The 17960-nt window shown below is 33.5% G+C and carries 17 protein-coding genes; 7 read left to right on the top strand and 10 right to left on the bottom strand.

The window, feature by feature from the left end; all coding sequences use genetic code 11:
- Positions 1-1395, top strand: a complete 1395-nt coding sequence (locus FJOH_RS01550) for a sugar transferase (RefSeq protein ID WP_012022396.1) — start codon at positions 1-3, stop codon at positions 1393-1395.
- Here the strand turns inward: FJOH_RS01550 and FJOH_RS01545 are convergent, their stop codons facing one another.
- Positions 1396-2535, bottom strand: coding sequence for a lipoprotein N-acyltransferase Lnb domain-containing protein (locus FJOH_RS01545; RefSeq protein WP_012022395.1), 1140 nt, complete (start codon positions 2533-2535; stop codon positions 1396-1398).
- A 38-nt stretch (positions 2536-2573) separates the two neighbouring features.
- Positions 2574-3641 (bottom strand): putative type IX sorting system protein PorV2, encoded by a 1068-nt coding sequence (locus FJOH_RS01540; protein WP_455583174.1) that lies wholly within the window; start codon positions 3639-3641, stop codon positions 2574-2576.
- Between the two features lie 233 nt (positions 3642-3874).
- On the opposite strand from FJOH_RS01540, the gene FJOH_RS01535 reads away from it, so the two are divergent.
- Both FJOH_RS01535 and FJOH_RS01530 read left to right on the top strand, forming a co-directional pair.
- Positions 3875-4591 (top strand): CDP-alcohol phosphatidyltransferase family protein, encoded by a 717-nt coding sequence (locus FJOH_RS01535; protein WP_044048195.1) that lies wholly within the window; start codon positions 3875-3877, stop codon positions 4589-4591.
- A 10-nt stretch (positions 4592-4601) separates the two neighbouring features.
- The gene (locus FJOH_RS01530; protein WP_012022392.1) at positions 4602-5441 is read left to right on the top strand and encodes a glycoside hydrolase family 25 protein; all 840 of its coding nucleotides are present in this window, start codon (positions 4602-4604) and stop codon (positions 5439-5441) included.
- 52 nt (positions 5442-5493) lie between these two features.
- Here the strand turns inward: FJOH_RS01530 and FJOH_RS01525 are convergent, their stop codons facing one another.
- From FJOH_RS01525 to FJOH_RS01505, 5 genes are all read right to left on the bottom strand, one after another.
- Positions 5494-5718, bottom strand: a complete 225-nt coding sequence (locus tag FJOH_RS01525; protein WP_044047395.1) for a DUF5808 domain-containing protein — start codon at positions 5716-5718, stop codon at positions 5494-5496.
- 78 nt (positions 5719-5796) lie between these two features.
- Entirely contained in the window at positions 5797-6537 is a 741-nt protein-coding gene (gene lptB, locus FJOH_RS01520; RefSeq protein ID WP_012022391.1) for an LPS export ABC transporter ATP-binding protein, read from the bottom strand.
- Between the two features lie 160 nt (positions 6538-6697).
- Positions 6698-7048: a carboxymuconolactone decarboxylase family protein gene (locus FJOH_RS01515; protein WP_012022390.1), complete on the bottom strand. Its 351-nt coding sequence runs from the start codon at positions 7046-7048 to the stop codon at positions 6698-6700.
- On the bottom strand, positions 7041-7856 hold the full coding sequence (gene tatC / locus FJOH_RS01510; protein WP_012022389.1) for a twin-arginine translocase subunit TatC: 816 nt from the start codon (positions 7854-7856) through the stop codon (positions 7041-7043). The genes FJOH_RS01515 and tatC overlap by 8 nt, the downstream gene beginning before the upstream one ends.
- Entirely contained in the window at positions 7856-8821 is a 966-nt protein-coding gene (locus tag FJOH_RS01505) for a KpsF/GutQ family sugar-phosphate isomerase (RefSeq protein WP_012022388.1), read from the bottom strand. Before FJOH_RS01505 ends, tatC begins: the two co-directional genes overlap by 1 nt.
- An 88-nt stretch (positions 8822-8909) precedes the next feature.
- On the opposite strand from FJOH_RS01505, the gene recQ reads away from it, so the two are divergent.
- Positions 8910-11105: a DNA helicase RecQ gene (recQ, locus tag FJOH_RS01500; protein ID WP_012022387.1), complete on the top strand. Its 2196-nt coding sequence runs from the start codon at positions 8910-8912 to the stop codon at positions 11103-11105.
- Positions 11106-11203: 98 nt separating this feature from the next.
- Here the strand turns inward: recQ and FJOH_RS01495 are convergent, their stop codons facing one another.
- Positions 11204-11443, bottom strand: coding sequence for a hypothetical protein (locus FJOH_RS01495; protein WP_012022386.1), 240 nt, complete (start codon positions 11441-11443; stop codon positions 11204-11206).
- Positions 11444-11700: 257 nt separating this feature from the next.
- On the opposite strand from FJOH_RS01495, the gene FJOH_RS01490 reads away from it, so the two are divergent.
- Positions 11701-13260 carry an NAD(P)/FAD-dependent oxidoreductase gene (locus FJOH_RS01490; RefSeq protein ID WP_012022385.1) on the top strand — a complete coding sequence of 520 codons (1560 nt, stop codon included), beginning with the start codon at positions 11701-11703 and terminating at the stop codon, positions 13258-13260.
- Positions 13261-13333: 73 nt separating this feature from the next.
- Positions 13334-14422 (top strand): DUF6630 family protein, encoded by a 1089-nt coding sequence (locus FJOH_RS01485; protein WP_012022384.1) that lies wholly within the window; start codon positions 13334-13336, stop codon positions 14420-14422.
- Between the two features lie 110 nt (positions 14423-14532).
- Here the strand turns inward: FJOH_RS01485 and FJOH_RS01480 are convergent, their stop codons facing one another.
- Both FJOH_RS01480 and FJOH_RS01475 read right to left on the bottom strand, forming a co-directional pair.
- Positions 14533-15492 (bottom strand): quinone oxidoreductase family protein, encoded by a 960-nt coding sequence (locus tag FJOH_RS01480; protein ID WP_012022383.1) that lies wholly within the window; start codon positions 15490-15492, stop codon positions 14533-14535.
- Positions 15493-15594: 102 nt separating this feature from the next.
- Positions 15595-16998 carry an aminopeptidase P N-terminal domain-containing protein gene (locus tag FJOH_RS01475; protein ID WP_012022382.1) on the bottom strand — a complete coding sequence of 468 codons (1404 nt, stop codon included), beginning with the start codon at positions 16996-16998 and terminating at the stop codon, positions 15595-15597.
- Between the two features lie 260 nt (positions 16999-17258).
- On the opposite strand from FJOH_RS01475, the gene FJOH_RS01470 reads away from it, so the two are divergent.
- A complete protein-coding gene (locus tag FJOH_RS01470) occupies positions 17259-17696 on the top strand; it encodes an META domain-containing protein (RefSeq protein ID WP_012022381.1) in 438 nt (145 codons plus the stop codon).
- Positions 17697-17960 lie beyond the last annotated feature (264 nt).

Below are 17960 nucleotides of genomic sequence, written 5' to 3'. Positions count from 1 at the left end.
ATGCGCTCAAAAAGTAAAATGCATTTTGAAATTTCAGAACGAAAAGTTTTGCTTTTTGCATTTGATGCTTTATTCGTTGCTGCAATTTTGTATCTTTTAAATTTATTTTTTGAGTTTAATTATTTTACATTTGAGAGTACTACTTTTTATAGACCAATTATATTTGTTGGTTATTTATTAGTTTTCGGGACTATTTTTGAAATGTATAACCTTCAGGTTGCAAGTAATCAGTTTCAGATTTTAAAAAGCGTTGTGCTTTCTGTTTCTGCAGCAGTTTTAGTTTATCTTCTTACCCCAGTTTTATCGCCTGAGCTTCCAAAACAACGTTTAGTAATTGTCATCTTTTATTTTGCAGTATTACTTATGATGTTACTTTGGCGGTTTTTTTACGCCATATTTCTCGCTTCACATCGTTTTTCTCAAAATGTAATTTTAATTTGTGATAAAGATCAGGTAGAAGAATTGGTTTCTGGACTTGAGAACGTTGACCCGCATTACAGGATAATTGGTTTTGTAAATTCAGATTCAAATTCAGATTCGAATACTAATTTTCATTATGTAAAAGAAATCAAGAAGAATTATTTAGAGAGATTTGTATCGAGATACAATGTCTCAGAAATAGTAATTGCTTCTCAAAAGACAGATGGAATTACTGCTGATTTGTATCAGCAATTATTACATTTATTAGAATCGGGAAATGTTATTAGAGAATATACTCAGGTTTACGAGAGTAAAACACAACGTATACCAGTACAATATATAGAACGTGATTTTTATCGTTTTTTTCCTTTCAGCCGAAGCAATAACAATAAATTGTATCTGTTTTTAATACGATTTTTAGAACTGTTGTTTTCTTTTACAGGGTTATTAGTCTGTTTTGTTTTTATTCCTTTTATTTTTATTGGAAATCTTTTAGCAAATAAAGGGAGCTTGTTTTACACGCAAGAAAGGGTTGGAAAAAATGGTGTTGTTTTTAAGATTTATAAATTCAGAACCATGATTGCAGCTTCGGAAACTAATGGCGCTGTTTTTGCCGTTTCAAACGATAAACGCGTAACGCCATTTGGAAAATTCATGCGTAAATCCAGAATTGATGAATTACCGCAGTTTTATAATGTTTTAAAAGGCGATATGGCTGTAATTGGTCCAAGACCTGAAAGACCTTTTTTTGTTGAAGAAATCGCCAGAATCATGCCTTTTTATGAAACCCGCCACGTTATTAAGCCGGGACTTACAGGATGGGCACAGGTAAATTACTCATACGGAGAATCTATAGACGAAAGTTTGATCAAATTACAATATGATCTTTACTACATCAAACATCGAAGTGTTTTTCTTGATTTAAGTATCACTTTTAAAACCATTACGACGGTTTTATTCTATCGCGGACAATAATTAAATTATTATTGGAATACGTTTCTTATTTCGTATTGCCACTCTTACCAAAGCAAAACAACTCGTAATAATCATTGGCAGTACAATTAAAAAATGTGCCTTGTTTATTATAAAAATGCTGTAAATAATTAAAAAGAGTAAATGTAAAACAGCAAATCTATAAGTCCATTTTTTGTTTTTAGCAATCGAAAAAAGAAGCAAAACCAACAAAAGCGGACTAAATAACAACACGTTATAATTCATCGCCAGTTCTTGGTGAAAAGAATAAAATCCAACCGAAACAAAAAATACTCCCATTAAAGATAAAATCAACAAATAGATTTTGTCTACTATTTTGTTATGTGCCAAAACCACAAATCCCAGAATAAACAGATACGTGTAAATGTTATTCCACCAAGATGATGGTGTTTCTTTTTCAAAATTTAAAAGTGTTTTACTTTTTGCTGCCAAAAGATGCCCCTGAAAAGTAGTTTCATCTAAACTGTTCTTTAATTCAAAAGGAAGAAAAATTCGGGTTCCTAATTGGTCTACTTTCGTTCCAAAAATAATGCTTGTTCCCAGCTGATCATAAAAATGCCCATTGAAATAAGGGAATAAAATAGAACGATATGTTTTGTTTGTATCTTCTTTTTTAACAATTACACGGCTGCCTAGAGTCGAATTGATAACATCAACAACCATTGAAGTACAATTTTTATCAATAAATTTATAAGTATAATAACGCTCGTCTGATAGTAAAACAGCATTTAACTTGTCAAAAAGTTTCTGTTTTAAGTCTTGCGAAATAAGTAATTCCTGCTCAAAAACACTTCTTTTTTCATAAGTGTAATCATTTACAAAATCAGCAAAGGAATGAGCGACTACAAAATATTGTAAATCGCCTTTTGCAAATTTGGCAACGAAATTTGGAGTTCTAAAATCAAAAGCACCGTAATTGTAAACTACATCAAGATTGTTGATTGGATCTGCAACACGAATTGCAGTATGGCCAAAATAAGAATAAGTTTCATTTCCTAATCCACAGGTAATCACGCTTATTTTAGCATAATTAGATAGAGGCACATTTTGCCCAAAGCTAATTGTAAAACTTAGAAATAATACTAAACTGAAAAGTATTTTTTGGAAAAGGACTTTTTTCATAATTTAAAATTTTGAAGAAGTTCAAATAGGTTTAATAATTATCTAAAAATACCAAGATCTACTTTTATCGAAAAAATATTTGAGTACAAAGCAGCGCTTTGATTTCCTAAATCGGTCAAGGCATAATCAATCTGAATGCCTTTGTATTTAAAACCGAGACCAATATTAGGCTGAAAACTTAGTTTTTCGGTGTTATCCAACTGCATTACATTTTGAAAATTTCCTGCACCAGCTCTTAAAAAAACAAGATCAGTATATCCAAATTCAAAACCAACTGCAGGATCAATACTTACTGCTTTAGAAGAAATAATATCATTTGTCTGCTCAAAACGCATATTTAAATTTGCAGCTGCTAAAAGACTGTAATCGTTATGAAATTCGAATTTTCTTGAAACTCCTAATTGGGCTTTTGGCAGTGTAATTTCGGTACTTTCTGGCAGCTCGTTGTTTTCTCCAGGAATAGCATCAGCAATTTTTTTGTACTCTTCTTCATCAATATTCCAAACATTGTAAGTTGTTGTAATATCGCGTAGCATTAAACCGAATTTCCAGTCATTATGGGTAAACTGTAATCCAACATCAAAACCAAAACCCCATGAATTGGCAAATTTCCCAATAACTCTTCGAATAACTTTTGCATTTATTCCATACTGAAATCCTTCAACAGGAAGTTTTCTGGCGTATGAAAAAGTAAAACCATAATCAGCAGTAGAAAATAAACGAATTCTATTGTAATCAATATTTCCCTGACTGTCGATTAATTGGGTGGTATCCATAATATCATCGACACCAAAACGAATCATCGAAATTCCCCACGCACTTCTGTCATCAATTGGACTCGCATATCCAATAAAATCATATTGAGCGATATTGGCAAAATAACTGGCGTGCATTAAAGATAGTTGATGATCTTCAAGATTAGTTAAACCTGCAGGATTCCAATAAACAGCATTTACATCATTTGTAGAAGCTGTCACTGCGCTCGACATTCCTAATGCAGCGGCATCGACACCAATATTCATAAACTCATTCGAATATTTTCGAACGGTTTGGGCATACTGTGAAGTAAAAATCCAAAATAATGAAAACGCTAAAAGTTTCTTCAAAAGTTAGTTTTTTGCAGACTGAGGCCTGTTTTTAAATTTTCATCAAAAATAGAATATTTTGCGTATCTAATTTATTCCTTTTGATAAATATTACGAAAGTGATGTTTTTACTTGGCAAGCTTTAATAATTGATAAGTTTAATTCAAACTTTAGTAACAATTTTTATAACTAATAGTAATATAATGTCGCTTATTTATGCGAAATTTGTCATTCAAAATTTATCAAATCTAAACATGAATATCAAAAAACACATTCCGAATCTAATTACTTTAATTAATCTTTTTTGTGGCTGCGTTGCAATAGTTTTTATTTCTGAAGCTAATTATGAAATGGCTTTCTACATGGTTTGCCTTGGAATCTTTTTTGATTTTTTTGATGGTTTTTTTGCCAGGTTATTTAAGGTTTCCAGTCCGCTTGGTCTTCAGTTAGACTCTCTTGCAGATATGGTTACCAGCGGTGTTGCTCCGGGATATGTTATGTATAGTTTGTTCTTAAAAAGTGCAAACCCAAATGATGTAATTTCATCTGTATATATTCCTTTTTTAGGATTTATAGTTACATTAGGTTCTTGCTACAGATTAGCTAATTTTAATATCGACACACGTCAGACAGATTCATTTATTGGTCTGCCAACACCTGCAAATTCACTTTTTATTTTAAGTCTTCCCTTAGTTATTAAGTTTTCAGAATCATTAATGATTTTTGAAATGCTAACCAATCACTGGGTTCTGTTAGGAATTACTTTATGCAGTGCTTATATCTTAAATGCTGAAATTCCGTTATTTTCTTTAAAAGTTAAGAAATTCAATTTTAAAGATAATGCGTTACAGATTGTCTTTTTGATAATTTCCTTTATTTTGGTTTTACTGCTTCATTTTACAGCAGTACCGTTAATTATTATTATCTACGTATTGCTGTCAATAGTAAATAATATCTTTTTGAAAAAGTAGTTATATCCGAATGGCAAGAAGAACTACCAGAAAAACAAAACAAGGAGGATCTTTTTTCGGCAGAGTAATTCGTTTTATCGTGTTTTCTCTGCTGGCAGTACTTTTCTTCGGAACAATTTATCATTATCGTGCCGGATTGGCATATTATCTTGGATTTAAAACAGACAAAGTTTTAGATGAAGATGAGGTTGATAAACACCTTTCAGATGTTAGAAATATTCGCGTTCTCGAAAATCACAAAGGAAAAGTGGTTGGGATTGATGTATCTGAGTTTCAGGGAAAAGTTGATTGGGAAGAAGTTGAAATTCTGGATGAAAAATATCCTGTGCAATTTGTTTTTATTCGTGCAACAGCCGGGAATGACCGTGTTGATAGACAATTTAAGCGTAATTGGGAAGGTGCAAAAGAAAATAAAATCATGCGCGGGGCTTATCATTATTACCGTCCAAATGAAAATTCAATAGAACAAGCCGATCTTTTTATTAAAACGGTAAAACTGCAAAAAGGAGATCTGCCTCCAGTTTTAGATATTGAAAAACTACCGAAAAATCAGTCTTTAGACAGTTTGAAAAAAGGTTTGAAACGCTGGTTAACTAAAGTAGAAAAACATTATCAGGTTCGTCCGATAATTTATTCCGGAGAAAGATATTATTCTGATTTCTTAAAAGAAGAATTTGGAGAATATTTATTCTGGATTGCTAATTATAATTTCTACAGAGAAAAAATTGAAGATGACTGGCTGTTTTGGCAGTTTACAGAAAAAGCTTCTCTGCCGGGAATTAAACATCGTGTTGATGTAAATATTTATAATGGTGATATAGAACAGCTGCAGTTTATTACGGTTGAATAGTTTGCACTCGCAGTTTTCAGTATTTACTGGAGACTGAATACTTTTAAAGGTATTATTTTGAGAATAAAAGTGCGAGCGGAATTAAGGCGATAAAAGCTAGAAAAATTAAAACTGAATAAGGATTAGCAAAATTTACTGTATACCCCATCCATTGAATTCTTTTTGGCGGAAGCAATCGTTTGTCTTTCGGGTTGTGATAAAAACATCCCAAATACCAATTGTTTGGATCTTTGTGCCAATTGTCGTAATCTTCCTGAGTTGGTTTTTCTGAATTCATATTTTTAAAAAGTTTTCAGTCGCAGTTTTTAGTCACAGTCAAAAACTGAAAACTGCAACCGAAAACTGAATACTTTTTTTAAAACTCTAATTTTTTCTTACGAAGTTCGAAGTTTTGCCCAAGATAAACACGGCGGACCATTTCATCTTCTACTAATTCTTCTGGAACTCCCGCTTTCAGAATTCCTCCCTCAAACATCAGGTACGTTTTATCTGTAATTGCTAAAGTTTCCTGAACGTTGTGATCGGTAATAAGAATTCCAATATTTTTATTTTTTAGCTGCGCTACAATTCTCTGAATATCTTCAACTGCAACCGGGTCAACTCCGGCAAAAGGTTCATCCAATAAAATAAACTTTGGGTCAGTTGCCAGGGCGCGTGCAATTTCGGTACGACGGCGCTCACCTCCAGAAAGTAAATCGCCTCGGTTGGTACGAATATGTTCTAAGCTGAATTCTTCAATTAAACTTTCCATTTTAGCGATTTGAGCTTCTTTAGAAAGTTTCGTTAATTGTAAAACGCTTAGAATATTATCTTCAATACTTAGTTTTCTAAAAACAGAAGCTTCTTGTGCCAGATAACCAATTCCTTGCTGTGCACGTTTGTACATAGGATAATCGGTAATATTTAAGTCATCAAGATAAATGTTTCCCTGATTTGGTTTTACCAATCCCACAATCATGTAAAATGAAGTTGTTTTTCCGGCGCCATTTGGGCCTAAAAGTCCAACGATTTCTCCTTGGTTTACTTCAACAGAAATTCCTTTTACAACACTACGTCCTTTATAGGTTTTGATTAAATTATCGGCTCTTAGCTTCATTTTTTTTAATTAGATAATATCTTAATTAGATAATGTGTCAATTTGATAATGAGATAATTATTATCTCTGTTGGCAAAATAAGATAAAATAAATTAATCAATTAAACGAATTAACATATCATATGAAAATTATCCAATTGACTAATTATCTCATTCTCTAATTATTTTCCCGCTTCTTCTAAAGCTTCCCAAAATTCGTAAGCTCTTCTTAAATGCGGAATTACGATTGTTCCTCCAACAAGAGTTGCGATTCCCATTGCTTCCATCATTTCTTCTTTAGAAATGCCTTCTTTATAACTTGTTTCTAAATGGTATTTTACGCAGTCATCACATCGTAAAACTGCCGAAGCCACTAAGCCTAAAAGTTCTTTTGTTTTTACATCTAGAGCTCCCGGTGCATACGCATTGGTATCAAGATTAAAAATTCGCTTTACAATTTTATTATTGTCAGCTAATAATTTTTCGTTCATTTTAGAACGATAGTCGTTAAATTCTTGAACTAAATCAGACATTTTCTTTTAATTTATTTTTATAGACAACCTTCGAAATCCAAATACTGATTTCGTAGATAATTAACATTGGAATTGCTACAATAGTCTGGCTCACAACATCTGGAGGTGTTACAATTGCAGCGATTATTAGAATGATAACAACAGCGTATTTCCAATATTTTCTTAAGAATTGAGGAGTAACTAATCCTAATTTGGTTAAGAAATAAATGATAATAGGCAGTTCAAAAAACAATCCGCTTGCCAAAATACTCGTTTTTACCATTCCCATATAAGAGTCTAAAGTAAACTGATTTACAACGACATCACTGATTGAGAAAGTAGCAACGAAATTTACAGACATTGGGATTACAACATAATATCCGAATACTACTCCTAAAAAGAAAAGTAAAGATGAAGTAAAGATGAAAATCTTAGCATGCTTTCTTTCTTTTTCATAAAGAGCCGGACTGATAAATTTCCAAAGTTCCCATAAAATATAAGGGAAACTTAAAATGAAACCGGCCAAAAGACACATCCATACAAAAATGTTTACCTGACCTTCCATTTCGGTGTTTTGAATAATAAAATTCAGTTCAGTAATACAGATGCTGTCTGCAAAACCTAATTGATGTGATAAATCACAAAACCATACATAAGTAAAAAATGTTGGTCGGGTTGGTCCCAAAATGATTTCATCAAATAAATAATCACTAATAAAATAAGTAACAAATGCCATAATGCATATTGCAATTGTACTTCTAACTAATAACCATCTTAGTTCTTCAAGATGATCAAGAAATGACATCTCGCCAAGGTTTTTCTTTGCCATTATACGATTCCTTCTTTTAAAATGTCATGTAAATGTAATACTCCTTTGTACTCGCCGTTGTCAGCTACGATAAGCTGTGTGATAGAAAAATCTTCTAAAATATTTAAAGCATCAACCGCCATAGTTTCTGATGAAACTACTTTTGGGTTTTTGCTCATTATGTCTTTTGCTGTTAAATCGGCAATAGTATCTACGTCATTTAGCATTCTTCGGATGTCTCCGTCGGTAATAATTCCCACAATTTTATCATTTTCGATAACAGCAGTTACGCCTAATCTTTTTTCTGAAATTTCAAAAATCACCTTTTTAACCGATGTGTCCGGAGTAACAGTTGGTTTTAATGAATGTTCGATCATGTCTTTTACACGAAGGAGTAATTTTTTTCCTAAAGCACCTCCCGGATGATAAACCGCAAAATCTTCTGGTTTAAAATCGCGCATTTCCATTAAGCAGACCGCAAGAGCGTCGCCCATTACAAGCTGTGCTGTAGTACTGTTTGTTGGTGCTAAATTTATTGGGCAGGCCTCTGTGTCAACTGTAGTATTTAAAACGAAATCAGAACCTTTTGCTAAAAAAGAAGTAGTGTTTCCAGTGATAGCGATAAGCGTATTTCCAAAGCGTTTTAAAAGCGGTACCAAAACTTTAATTTCAGGACTGTTTCCGCTTTTTGAAATGCAGATTATGATATCGTCATTTTGAATCATTCCTAAATCTCCATGAATTGCTTCTGCAGCGTGAAGGAACATAGAAGGTGTTCCGGTTGAGTTAAAAGTAGCGACCATTTTTTGAGCAATAATGGCGCTTTTTCCTATTCCGGTAACGATCAATCGGCCTTTAGTTTCGTAAATACGCTGGACAGCTTCGAAGAAATTTTCGTCCAGAAAATCAATTAGCTTTGTAATTGCTTCACTTTCAGAAAGTATGGTTTTTTTGGCGATTGCCAGTATATTTTCTTTTGAGATCAAAACAGAATATTTAAAATTTGTATGTATAAAAGAAAGTTGTATCTTTATGTGTTGCAAATTTATACAAAAATATCCATTTAAATAAAGAATGAATTCAAACGAAATTGAAATACACAAGGAATTAAAGAAGTATTTCGGCTTTAGCCAATTTAAAGGCTTGCAGGAGCAAGTCATTACGAGTATTTTAGGTAAAACGAATACTTTCGTAATTATGCCTACGGGCGGCGGTAAGTCTCTTTGTTATCAATTGCCCGCTTTAATTCAGGACGGAACAGCTATTGTTGTTTCTCCTTTGATTGCTTTGATGAAAAACCAGGTCGATGCAATTCGAAGCCTTTCTTCAGAAAACGGAATTGCACATGTGTTGAATTCCTCTCTTACCAAAACAGAAATTGCACAAGTAAAAAAAGATATTAGTTCTGGTTTAACCAAACTTTTATATGTTGCTCCCGAATCTTTAACAAAAGAAGAATATGTTGCTTTTTTACAAAGTGTGCCTATTTCTTTTGTTGCGATTGATGAAGCGCACTGTATTTCAGAATGGGGACATGATTTTAGGCCTGAGTACAGAAATCTTAGAACCATTATTAAGCAATTAGGAAAAGTACCTATTATTGGACTTACTGCAACTGCAACCCCAAAAGTTCAGGAAGATATTCTTAAAAATCTGGATATGTCTGATGCAAACACTTTTAAAGCATCATTTAACAGACCTAATTTATATTACGAAGTACGTACAAAAACAAAAAGTATAGAATCGGATATTATTCGGTTTATAAAACAACATAAAGGTAAATCTGGAATCATTTACTGTTTAAGCCGTAAAAAGGTAGAATCGATTGCCGAAGTGCTACAGGTAAACGGAATCAGCGCTGTTCCTTATCACGCAGGTTTAGATGCTAAAACCCGTGCAAAACATCAAGACATGTTTTTGATGGAAGATGTAGATGTGGTGGTAGCAACAATCGCCTTCGGAATGGGAATTGATAAACCAGACGTTCGTTTTGTAATTCACCACGATATTCCAAAATCATTAGAAAGTTACTATCAGGAAACGGGTCGTGCCGGTCGTGATGGAGGAGAAGGACACTGTTTGGCTTATTACTCCTATAAAGATGTAGAAAAGCTTGAGAAGTTCATGTCGGGAAAACCAGTTGCCGAACAGGAAATTGGTTTTGCTCTTTTGCAGGAAGTGGTGGCTTACGCCGAAACTTCGATGTCACGCCGAAAATTCCTTCTGCATTATTTTGGAGAAGAATTTGACAGCGAAACCGGAGAAGGTGCAGATATGGATGACAACGTTCGTAATCCGAAAAATAAAATTGAAGCCAAAGAACAAGTTGTAAAACTGCTTGAAATTGTTCGTGACACCAAACATATTTATAAGTCAAAAGAAATTGTATTTACATTAATTGGCCGTATAAATGCGGTAATTAAAGCGCATAAAACCGATACACAATCTTATTTTGGTTCAGGGTCAGACCATGACGAAAAATACTGGATGGCTTTGCTTAGACAAGTTTTAGTTACCGGATATTTATCTAAAGACATTGAAACATACGGAGTAATTAAAATTACTCAGGAAGGTTTAGACTTTATTAAAAAACCAGTTTCGTTTATGATGTCTGAAGATCATGAATACACAGAAGCTGATGACGAAACTATTGTAACCGGAGGAAAATCATCTGGTACTGCCGATGAGGTTTTAACCGGAATGCTTCGCGAACTTCGCAAAAAAGTTGCCAAAAAACTTGGAGTTCCTCCATTTGTAGTTTTTCAGGATCCTTCTCTTGAAGATATGGCTTTAAAATATCCAATTACTTTACAGGAATTATATAATATTCATGGTGTAGGTGAAGGAAAAGCTAAAAAATATGGAAGCGAATTCGTTGCCTTAATCAGCCGATATGTTGAAGACAATGATATCATTCGTCCTGATGATTTAGTAGTAAAATCTACCGGAGTAAATTCTGCCAATAAATTATACATTATTCAAAATATAGACAGAAAACTGCCATTGAGTGATATTGCTTCTGCAAAAGGATTAACGATGGATGCTTTAATAAAAGAAATGGAGCAAATCGTTTATTCTGGTACCAAATTAAATATCAAATACTGGCTTGATGATATTTTAGATGATGACCAGCAGGAAGAAATTCACGACTACTTCATGGAATCAGAATCTGATAAAATAGAAGATGCCTTAAAAGAATTTGATGGTGACTACGATATTGATGAATTGCGTTTAATGCGTATTAAGTTCATCAGCGAAGTCGCTAATTAAGAAGTTTACAGTCGCAGTTTACAGTCTCAGTAAACTGCGGCTTGAAATTTAGTCTCAGTGAAGAAACTGTAAACTGCGATCGAAAACTGTGACTTCAATCATCCTTCATAAACCTCCCCTCGATGCGGTTTTAATGCATCTCTTACCTGAATCATATTTTCATCAGTAACCACCATAAAAGCGGTTGCATGCATATCATTAAGAATTGAAAAGCCTGTAATATTTAAAGGTAATTTCTCAATTGCTATATATTCTTTAAGGTGTATTTCGTGATGTTCTGCCGTTTTTGCAGAAGCCGGACCGCGAAAATCCCAAATCAGTTTTATTTTTCTAGACATTATTTTATAGGTACAAAGGTTTATAGGTGCAAAGGTACAAAGGTTAGTTGAAAAAAGGTGCTGAGGTTCTGAGCGACTAAGATTCTAAGTTTTTTCTGTAGAGACGCACTGCAATGCATCTAACTGATTAAAAGAAATCTTTTTAATCATAATAATCTGTGGCCAAATTTTACACTAAACATAAAATCTCATTTCAAAATAGTACTTTTGCATCTTCTTTTCATAGAAAGAAAAGCTAATAGAATAAATAAGACACAATGCCAAGAGAACTTTTACTTCAGGTAACACCAGAAATTGCAGCAAACGAAATACTGCTTAAAGACTATTTATCTAAACAAATAAAAGTTTCTGCGCAGGAAATTCAGCATGTTTCAATTTTAAAACGCTCTATTGATGCGCGCCAAAAAGCGATTAAAATCAATTTAAAAGTTCTTATTTATTTAAAAGGTGAACCGTTTCAGGAAACTAAAATAGAACTTCCTATATATAAAGATGTTTCTTCTGCACAAGAAGTTATTGTCGTGGGTGCAGGTCCGGCCGGACTTTTTGCAGCTTTGCAATTAATAGAATTAGGTTTAAAACCAATTGTTCTTGAACGCGGAAAAGACGTTCGAGGTCGTCGTCGCGATCTAAAAGCTATAAACCGTGAACATATCGTTAACGAAGATTCTAATTATTGTTTTGGCGAAGGCGGAGCAGGAACGTATTCTGACGGTAAATTATATACCCGTTCTAAGAAACGCGGCGATGTCACTAGAATTTTAGAACTTTTGGTAGCTTTTGGAGCTTCAGAAGATATTTTAGTAGAAGCACATCCACACATCGGAACCAATAAACTTCCAAAAATTATCGAAGATATTCGAAACAAAATAATCGAATTTGGCGGTGAGGTTTTATTTGATACCAGAGTTACAGATATTTTGGTAAAGAATAATGAAGTTGAGGGAATCGTTACTCAAAATGGAGATAAAATCCATGCGAATAAATTGATTTTGGCAACAGGACATTCGGCGCGTGATATTTTTGAATTACTGGATAAAAAGAAAATTTTAATAGAAGCAAAACCTTTTGCTTTAGGCGTTCGTGCCGAACATTCTCAGGAATTAATAGACAGCATTCAATACAGTTGCGATTTCCGTGGGGAGCATCTGCCTCCGGCGCCATATTCTATTGTAAAGCAGGTAAACGGACGCGGTATGTATTCGTTTTGTATGTGTCCGGGAGGTGTAATTGCACCTTGTGCTACAAGTCCCGGCGAAGTAGTTACAAACGGCTGGTCGCCATCAAAACGTGATCAGAGTACTGCAAACTCTGGAATTGTTGTTGAATTAAAATTAGAAGATTTTAAACCTTTTGCCAAATTTGGAGCTTTAGCCGGAATGGAATTTCAAAAAAGCATCGAACAAAAAGCATGGCATTTGGCAGGGCAGACTCAAAAAGTTCCGGCACAAAGAATGGTCGATTTTACTCAAAATAAAGCTTCTGCTGATATTCCTAAAACCTCTTATGTTCCGGGAACTACTTCGGTAGAAATGGGGCAGGTTTTTCCGGGATTTTTATCACAGATTATGCGCGAAGGTTTTAGAGAATTTGGGAAATCAATGCGTGGTTATTTAACTAACGAGGCTATTTTGCATGCGCCTGAAAGCCGAACTTCATCACCAGTCAGAATTCCAAGAGATCCAATGACTTTAGAACATTTGCAGATAAAAGGTTTGTATCCTTGTGGAGAAGGAGCAGGTTATGCGGGCGGCATTATTTCGGCAGCAATTGACGGTGAAAAATGTGCTTTGATGATTGCTGAATCATTGAAATAATTCGTTGGCGGGGCTTTCGGGTTATTAAATTTTGTAATATATTTATTGCTATATTTTAATAATTATACGCCCAATGAAAAACTTCTTTTCTAATTTGTTTAATAGAAACAACGATCCAAAATCGATAATTTCTTTTGATGTTATTGATCCCATATATTCTTATTTGTATAACCAGCAGTCAAGTCTTGAATTTAAAGTAAAGCGCATTAAAGATAATGTTACGGTTAATTTATTTTATTTTCCCGGTTCATTAGATCACGAAGAAGGCAGGGCAGAAATCAAAAAAGCAGGTTTTAATAATTCGTATGAAGTTTTAAATGAGCTTTATAAGAAAATGAATATTGGGATTCTTTCTGATGAGCAGATTAAAGAAGGATTAGAATATGATTTTATACATATTCAGTTTTATTCAGAACCTACTTCTGATGAAAAAAAGTTCTTTAAACAATCCATTAAAAATTTCGTTATCTTTTTTTGCTGTACCAATAGTCTGGAAATAAACGATTTTAAAATTCTGTATTCAGGAACACATTTCTTCGATTATACAAAAGGTCTGCTGGAAAGTGAACTTTTAGATTTTAATAATCCAAAAAATGAAAGTCAGGTAATAGGAGTTAAAGATTTTAAATTGGTTTTACAAGGAATCTCCCAGTATTTAAATCTCGAAATTCCGGAAAGCGTTGAGCTTCCTTCTCAGGAAAATTTAATAGAAACCGAAGAAGTTAAGCTGGAAACTTTTGAAGAGTTTATAAACTTAGTTTCAAGAGGCAGTATTGAAGAAAAAGAACTAAAAAAACAATCCAAAAAGCTTTTCAAAAACTACCAAAAAGACACTGACGAATATCATGATATTGTCGAGGGGCATTTTGATTTTTTCGAAAGTATTGATGCCTGGAACAGCGACTGGAAATTTGACCCCGAAGATGCTGAATATTTTATTTCTAAAATGATTGGTGAAAATCTTAATTTCGAATATCCCGAAGAAACCTACAGCCACGATTTGTTTCCTTACATTCAATCGGCATTAGAAAAACGAGGTTTAGAATTAATGAGCTACAATACAAATGGAGATAATTATTTGTTTTTTGTTGCCAATAAAGAAGATGTTGGCAGGATTTTAGAATTGTCTGAAATTACTAAGATTGAGATTGATCAATTGTAGCTTTATTAGTCGCAACAAATTATTTTATAGAACCTTTGTCAAAGTTTAAACTTTGACAAAGGTATGAGAAGATTGCGCTGAAAATTGATCCTGAAAATTTATAACGACAATTAAGGAATTAAAATAATTTTCCCTGTACTTTTTCTGCTTTCCAAGAAATCATGTGCCAGTTTTCCTTCAGATAATTTAAATGATGTTGGTTCAGAAAGTTTGATCTTTCCTTCGATAATCCAATTAAATAATTGAGCTGCACGTTTAATTCGTTCTTCTTTTGAATTTAAATAACTCCATAAATCGCCTCCGGTTAAAGTCTTAGAACCGTCCATCAGCATTCTTGGATCTACAGGTGCTGGATCACCGCCCGCCATTCCGAAGAAAACGACTTGTCCGCATTCTTTTGTGACTTCGAAACTTTCCATTAAAGTGCTCCCAATACTATCATAAACAACATCGACACCATTTGCAGCAACTTTAAAAACCTGAGATTTCCAATCGTCATTATAAAGAAAAATATGATCTGCACCTTGGTCAAAACCAACTTTTGCTTTTTCAGCTGATGAGGTTAAACCAATAATAGATGCGCCAAGAAGTTTACTAATTTGAGTTAGAATCTGACCGACTCCGCCGGCAACAGCGTGAATTAAAACAGTTTCTCCTTTTTGAGTTTTATGGCTGTCTGTAGCCAGATAATGAGCTGTTAAACCCTGAAGTAAGACAGAAGCAGCAGTTTCAAACGAAATATTTTCAGGTAATGGTAAAACGTGATTTATATTTACAGCAACCAGTTCTGCATTGGCAAATGGCGCATCGGCAAAAGCTACACGATCGCCAACTTTATATTCAGAGTGATTATTAGCATTAACTACGATTCCGGCTCCTTCATAACCTGCAATAAAAGGCGGATTTCCTTTTAAATGATAATTTCCCTTTCGTCTGTAAACGTCAGCAAAATTTAGTCCGATAGCTTTCATCTCGACTAAAATTTCATCGTTTTTTAATTGTGGATTCGGAATTTCGATATATTCTAAAACATCTGAATCTCCGAAAGTAGAGAAGGTAAGTGCTTTCATTTTTAATTTATTTAAGAATGTAAAGTTCGGGAAAAATCAAAAGGAAAAGCTTATTTTTTCTTTGCCACTCCCGATAGTTATCGGGAACGGCAGAAGAACTAATTATATCTTAGGAAACTTCATATCATTAAAAGTACTTTTTTGTTTAGCCAAAGCTTCGATATCCTGCCATTTTCTTGGAGAATCTGCAGACAGGTTTTCGTATGAATCTTTAAGCATTAATATGTCATCTTCGATACGAACACCAATGTTCCACCATTTTTTATCGCATTTACTGTTTGCCGGAATATAAATTCCGGGTTCAACAGTAAGAATCATGTTTTCTTTTAAAGTTCCCATATAGTTTCCTTTGTCATGAACATCTAAACCAAGAAAGTGAGAACAACCGTGCGGATAATAAATTCGGGCATCTTTTGGATCTGTAATAATTCCTAATTTAATTAATCCTGCAGCTACAACTTCCTTAGACCTTTTGTTTAAATCCTGAATTGGTGTTCCTTCTTTGCAAAGCTTAAAAACTTCTTCCTGAGCTTCGTAAACTATCTGATAAATTGCTTTTTGTTCCTCAGTAAATTTTCCGTTTGCCGGAATCGTTCTGGTAACGTCTGCAGAATAACCGTGATATTCTGATCCAACATCCATTAATAACAATTGGTTGTCAATTTTAGTGGCGTTGTTGTCATTATAGTGTAAAATACAGCCATTTCCTCCGGCGCCTATAATTGGCGGATAACCTTCGCCTTCGGCACCATAATGTCTATGAACGTAAGCATGAATTCCATCTGCTTCGTTTTCGCTCATGTCAGGGCCTACAGCTTTCATTACTTCGTTGTGGGCAATACAGGAAAGTTTTACAGTTTTGCGCATTACTACTAATTCTTCGGGAGTTTTAATTTCACGAAGCGAATTGGTAATATTGTTAAACAAATCTACAGAAGCTTTATCTTCTGCTATAATTCCGGTTTTCGTTTTAAAAGATTGTAATAATGAATATAAATTGTCAATGTTCTTGCTTGCCTCAACATCTGTTGGGATATTATCGTAAATGATTTTATCAAATTTTTTAAAATCAATTTCAAAAGTATTAAAGTCTTTACCATTGTAAACTTTTGTAAATCCTAGTTTCGATTTTGCGCCTTCAATTCCTAAACGTCTTCCAGTCCAGGTTTCTTTTTGTGCATTTCTCTCTCTTACAAAAAGAACTTCGGTATATTTTTCGGTTCCCTGCGGTTCTTTAAAAAGCAATAAAACAGCATCTGGTTCTTTATAACCGGTTAAATAATACATATCCGGATTTGCATGGTAATTGTAATTGACGTCTTTAGAGAAGACTCTTTCAGGATAAGAAAAAACTACAGCTGCAGAATTTGCAGGCATTAAGTTTCTAAAAGCTTCGCGTCGTCCTTGATGAAATTCTTTTGTGAGATAATCTGTTGGAAGGTTTTCCTGCGATTGAACAAGCGAAGTGGTCAATGCAAATACAAACAAAAATAGGAATTGTTTCATTTTTTGGTTTTTTATTGATGATTTTGGTCTTTTTGATAGATGCAAATTACAAAAAAAATAGTGTCACTTGTTTTATTTTAAACATCTGGGCTGTAAAACTTTAAATAATTTGTAGTAACTTAGAGACAGAAAATAACGGCTTTAGATAAAATTTAAACTTAAGAAAAGCTGTAACTGGGCATGAATATTGAGAATAGGATTTTATAGAATTATTTTAGTTCAAAAAACAAAACAAATTATAAATCTTTAAAAAACATTTTATGAAAAAATACACAATTGCCGTCCTTTCAGTTTTAACGCTATTATTTGCTTCATGCAAGACTGCAAAAACAGATAAAAATGCCGACGATTTATTTGGTACAACTTGGGAATTAGAATATATCTCTGGACCAAGAATTGCTTTTCAAGGCTTATATCCAAATAAAAAACCACAGCTTACTTTTGACCAAAAAGAAACAAAAGTGTATGGTAATAACGGATGCAACGGCTACAGTGCTTCTTATACTTTAAAAGGAAAGTCTTTGACTTTTGGAGAAGAAGGACCAACTACAATGATGTTTTGTGAAGGTGGAGGAGAACAGGTATTCTTAAAACAAATTAGACAAATTACAAGTTATTCTATTGATAAAGATGGAAAACTAAATTTAATTCAGGGTGATATTCCAGTGATGCGATTTAAGAAAGTAGCTAAACAATAGTATGCAAAAATTAAAATAAGAAAATAAAGCTGTCTCAAAAGGACAGCTTTATTTATAAGCTCCGGAGGAGCGAAATATTTATAGCAAAGAATAAATGTTTACAACATAAAGCTCCGGAGGAGCGATATATATTTAAGTTGAATAAAAAATATGTCGCTCCTCCAGAGCTTTTTTTATTTGTCTTATTGAAATTCTATAAATATTTTACCCCGCTGGGGTTTTGCAGATAAAATAAATTTTATAAATATTTCGTTCAACAAAAAA

The organism is Flavobacterium johnsoniae UW101 (genome assembly GCF_000016645.1).
Classification (GTDB): Bacteria; Bacteroidota; Bacteroidia; order Flavobacteriales; family Flavobacteriaceae; genus Flavobacterium; species Flavobacterium johnsoniae.
Note: the sequence above shows the minus strand (reverse complement) of the source record. Positions and strands in the feature narration are given on the sequence as shown.

Excerpts from the sequence above, each read along its gene's own strand:
- FJOH_RS01550 (WP_012022396.1), top strand. The coding sequence starts at position 1 with ATGCGCTCAAAAAGTAAAATGCATTTTGAAATTTCAGAACGAAAAGTT.
- FJOH_RS01545 (WP_012022395.1), bottom strand. The coding sequence starts at position 2,535 with ATGAAAAAAGTCCTTTTCCAAAAAATACTTTTCAGTTTAGTATTATTT.
- FJOH_RS01535 (WP_044048195.1), top strand. The coding sequence starts at position 3,875 with ATGAATATCAAAAAACACATTCCGAATCTAATTACTTTAATTAATCTT.
- FJOH_RS01530 (WP_012022392.1), top strand. The coding sequence starts at position 4,602 with ATGGCAAGAAGAACTACCAGAAAAACAAAACAAGGAGGATCTTTTTTC.
- FJOH_RS01525 (WP_044047395.1), bottom strand. The coding sequence starts at position 5,718 with ATGAATTCAGAAAAACCAACTCAGGAAGATTACGACAATTGGCACAAA.
- lptB (WP_012022391.1), bottom strand. The coding sequence starts at position 6,537 with ATGAAGCTAAGAGCCGATAATTTAATCAAAACCTATAAAGGACGTAGT.
- FJOH_RS01515 (WP_012022390.1), bottom strand. The coding sequence starts at position 7,048 with ATGTCTGATTTAGTTCAAGAATTTAACGACTATCGTTCTAAAATGAAC.
- tatC (WP_012022389.1), bottom strand. The coding sequence starts at position 7,856 with ATGGCAAAGAAAAACCTTGGCGAGATGTCATTTCTTGATCATCTTGAA.
- recQ (WP_012022387.1), top strand. The coding sequence starts at position 8,910 with ATGAATTCAAACGAAATTGAAATACACAAGGAATTAAAGAAGTATTTC.
- FJOH_RS01495 (WP_012022386.1), bottom strand. The coding sequence starts at position 11,443 with ATGTCTAGAAAAATAAAACTGATTTGGGATTTTCGCGGTCCGGCTTCT.
- FJOH_RS01490 (WP_012022385.1), top strand. The coding sequence starts at position 11,701 with ATGCCAAGAGAACTTTTACTTCAGGTAACACCAGAAATTGCAGCAAAC.
- FJOH_RS01485 (WP_012022384.1), top strand. The coding sequence starts at position 13,334 with ATGAAAAACTTCTTTTCTAATTTGTTTAATAGAAACAACGATCCAAAA.
- FJOH_RS01480 (WP_012022383.1), bottom strand. The coding sequence starts at position 15,492 with ATGAAAGCACTTACCTTCTCTACTTTCGGAGATTCAGATGTTTTAGAA.
- FJOH_RS01475 (WP_012022382.1), bottom strand. The coding sequence starts at position 16,998 with ATGAAACAATTCCTATTTTTGTTTGTATTTGCATTGACCACTTCGCTT.
- FJOH_RS01470 (WP_012022381.1), top strand. The coding sequence starts at position 17,259 with ATGAAAAAATACACAATTGCCGTCCTTTCAGTTTTAACGCTATTATTT.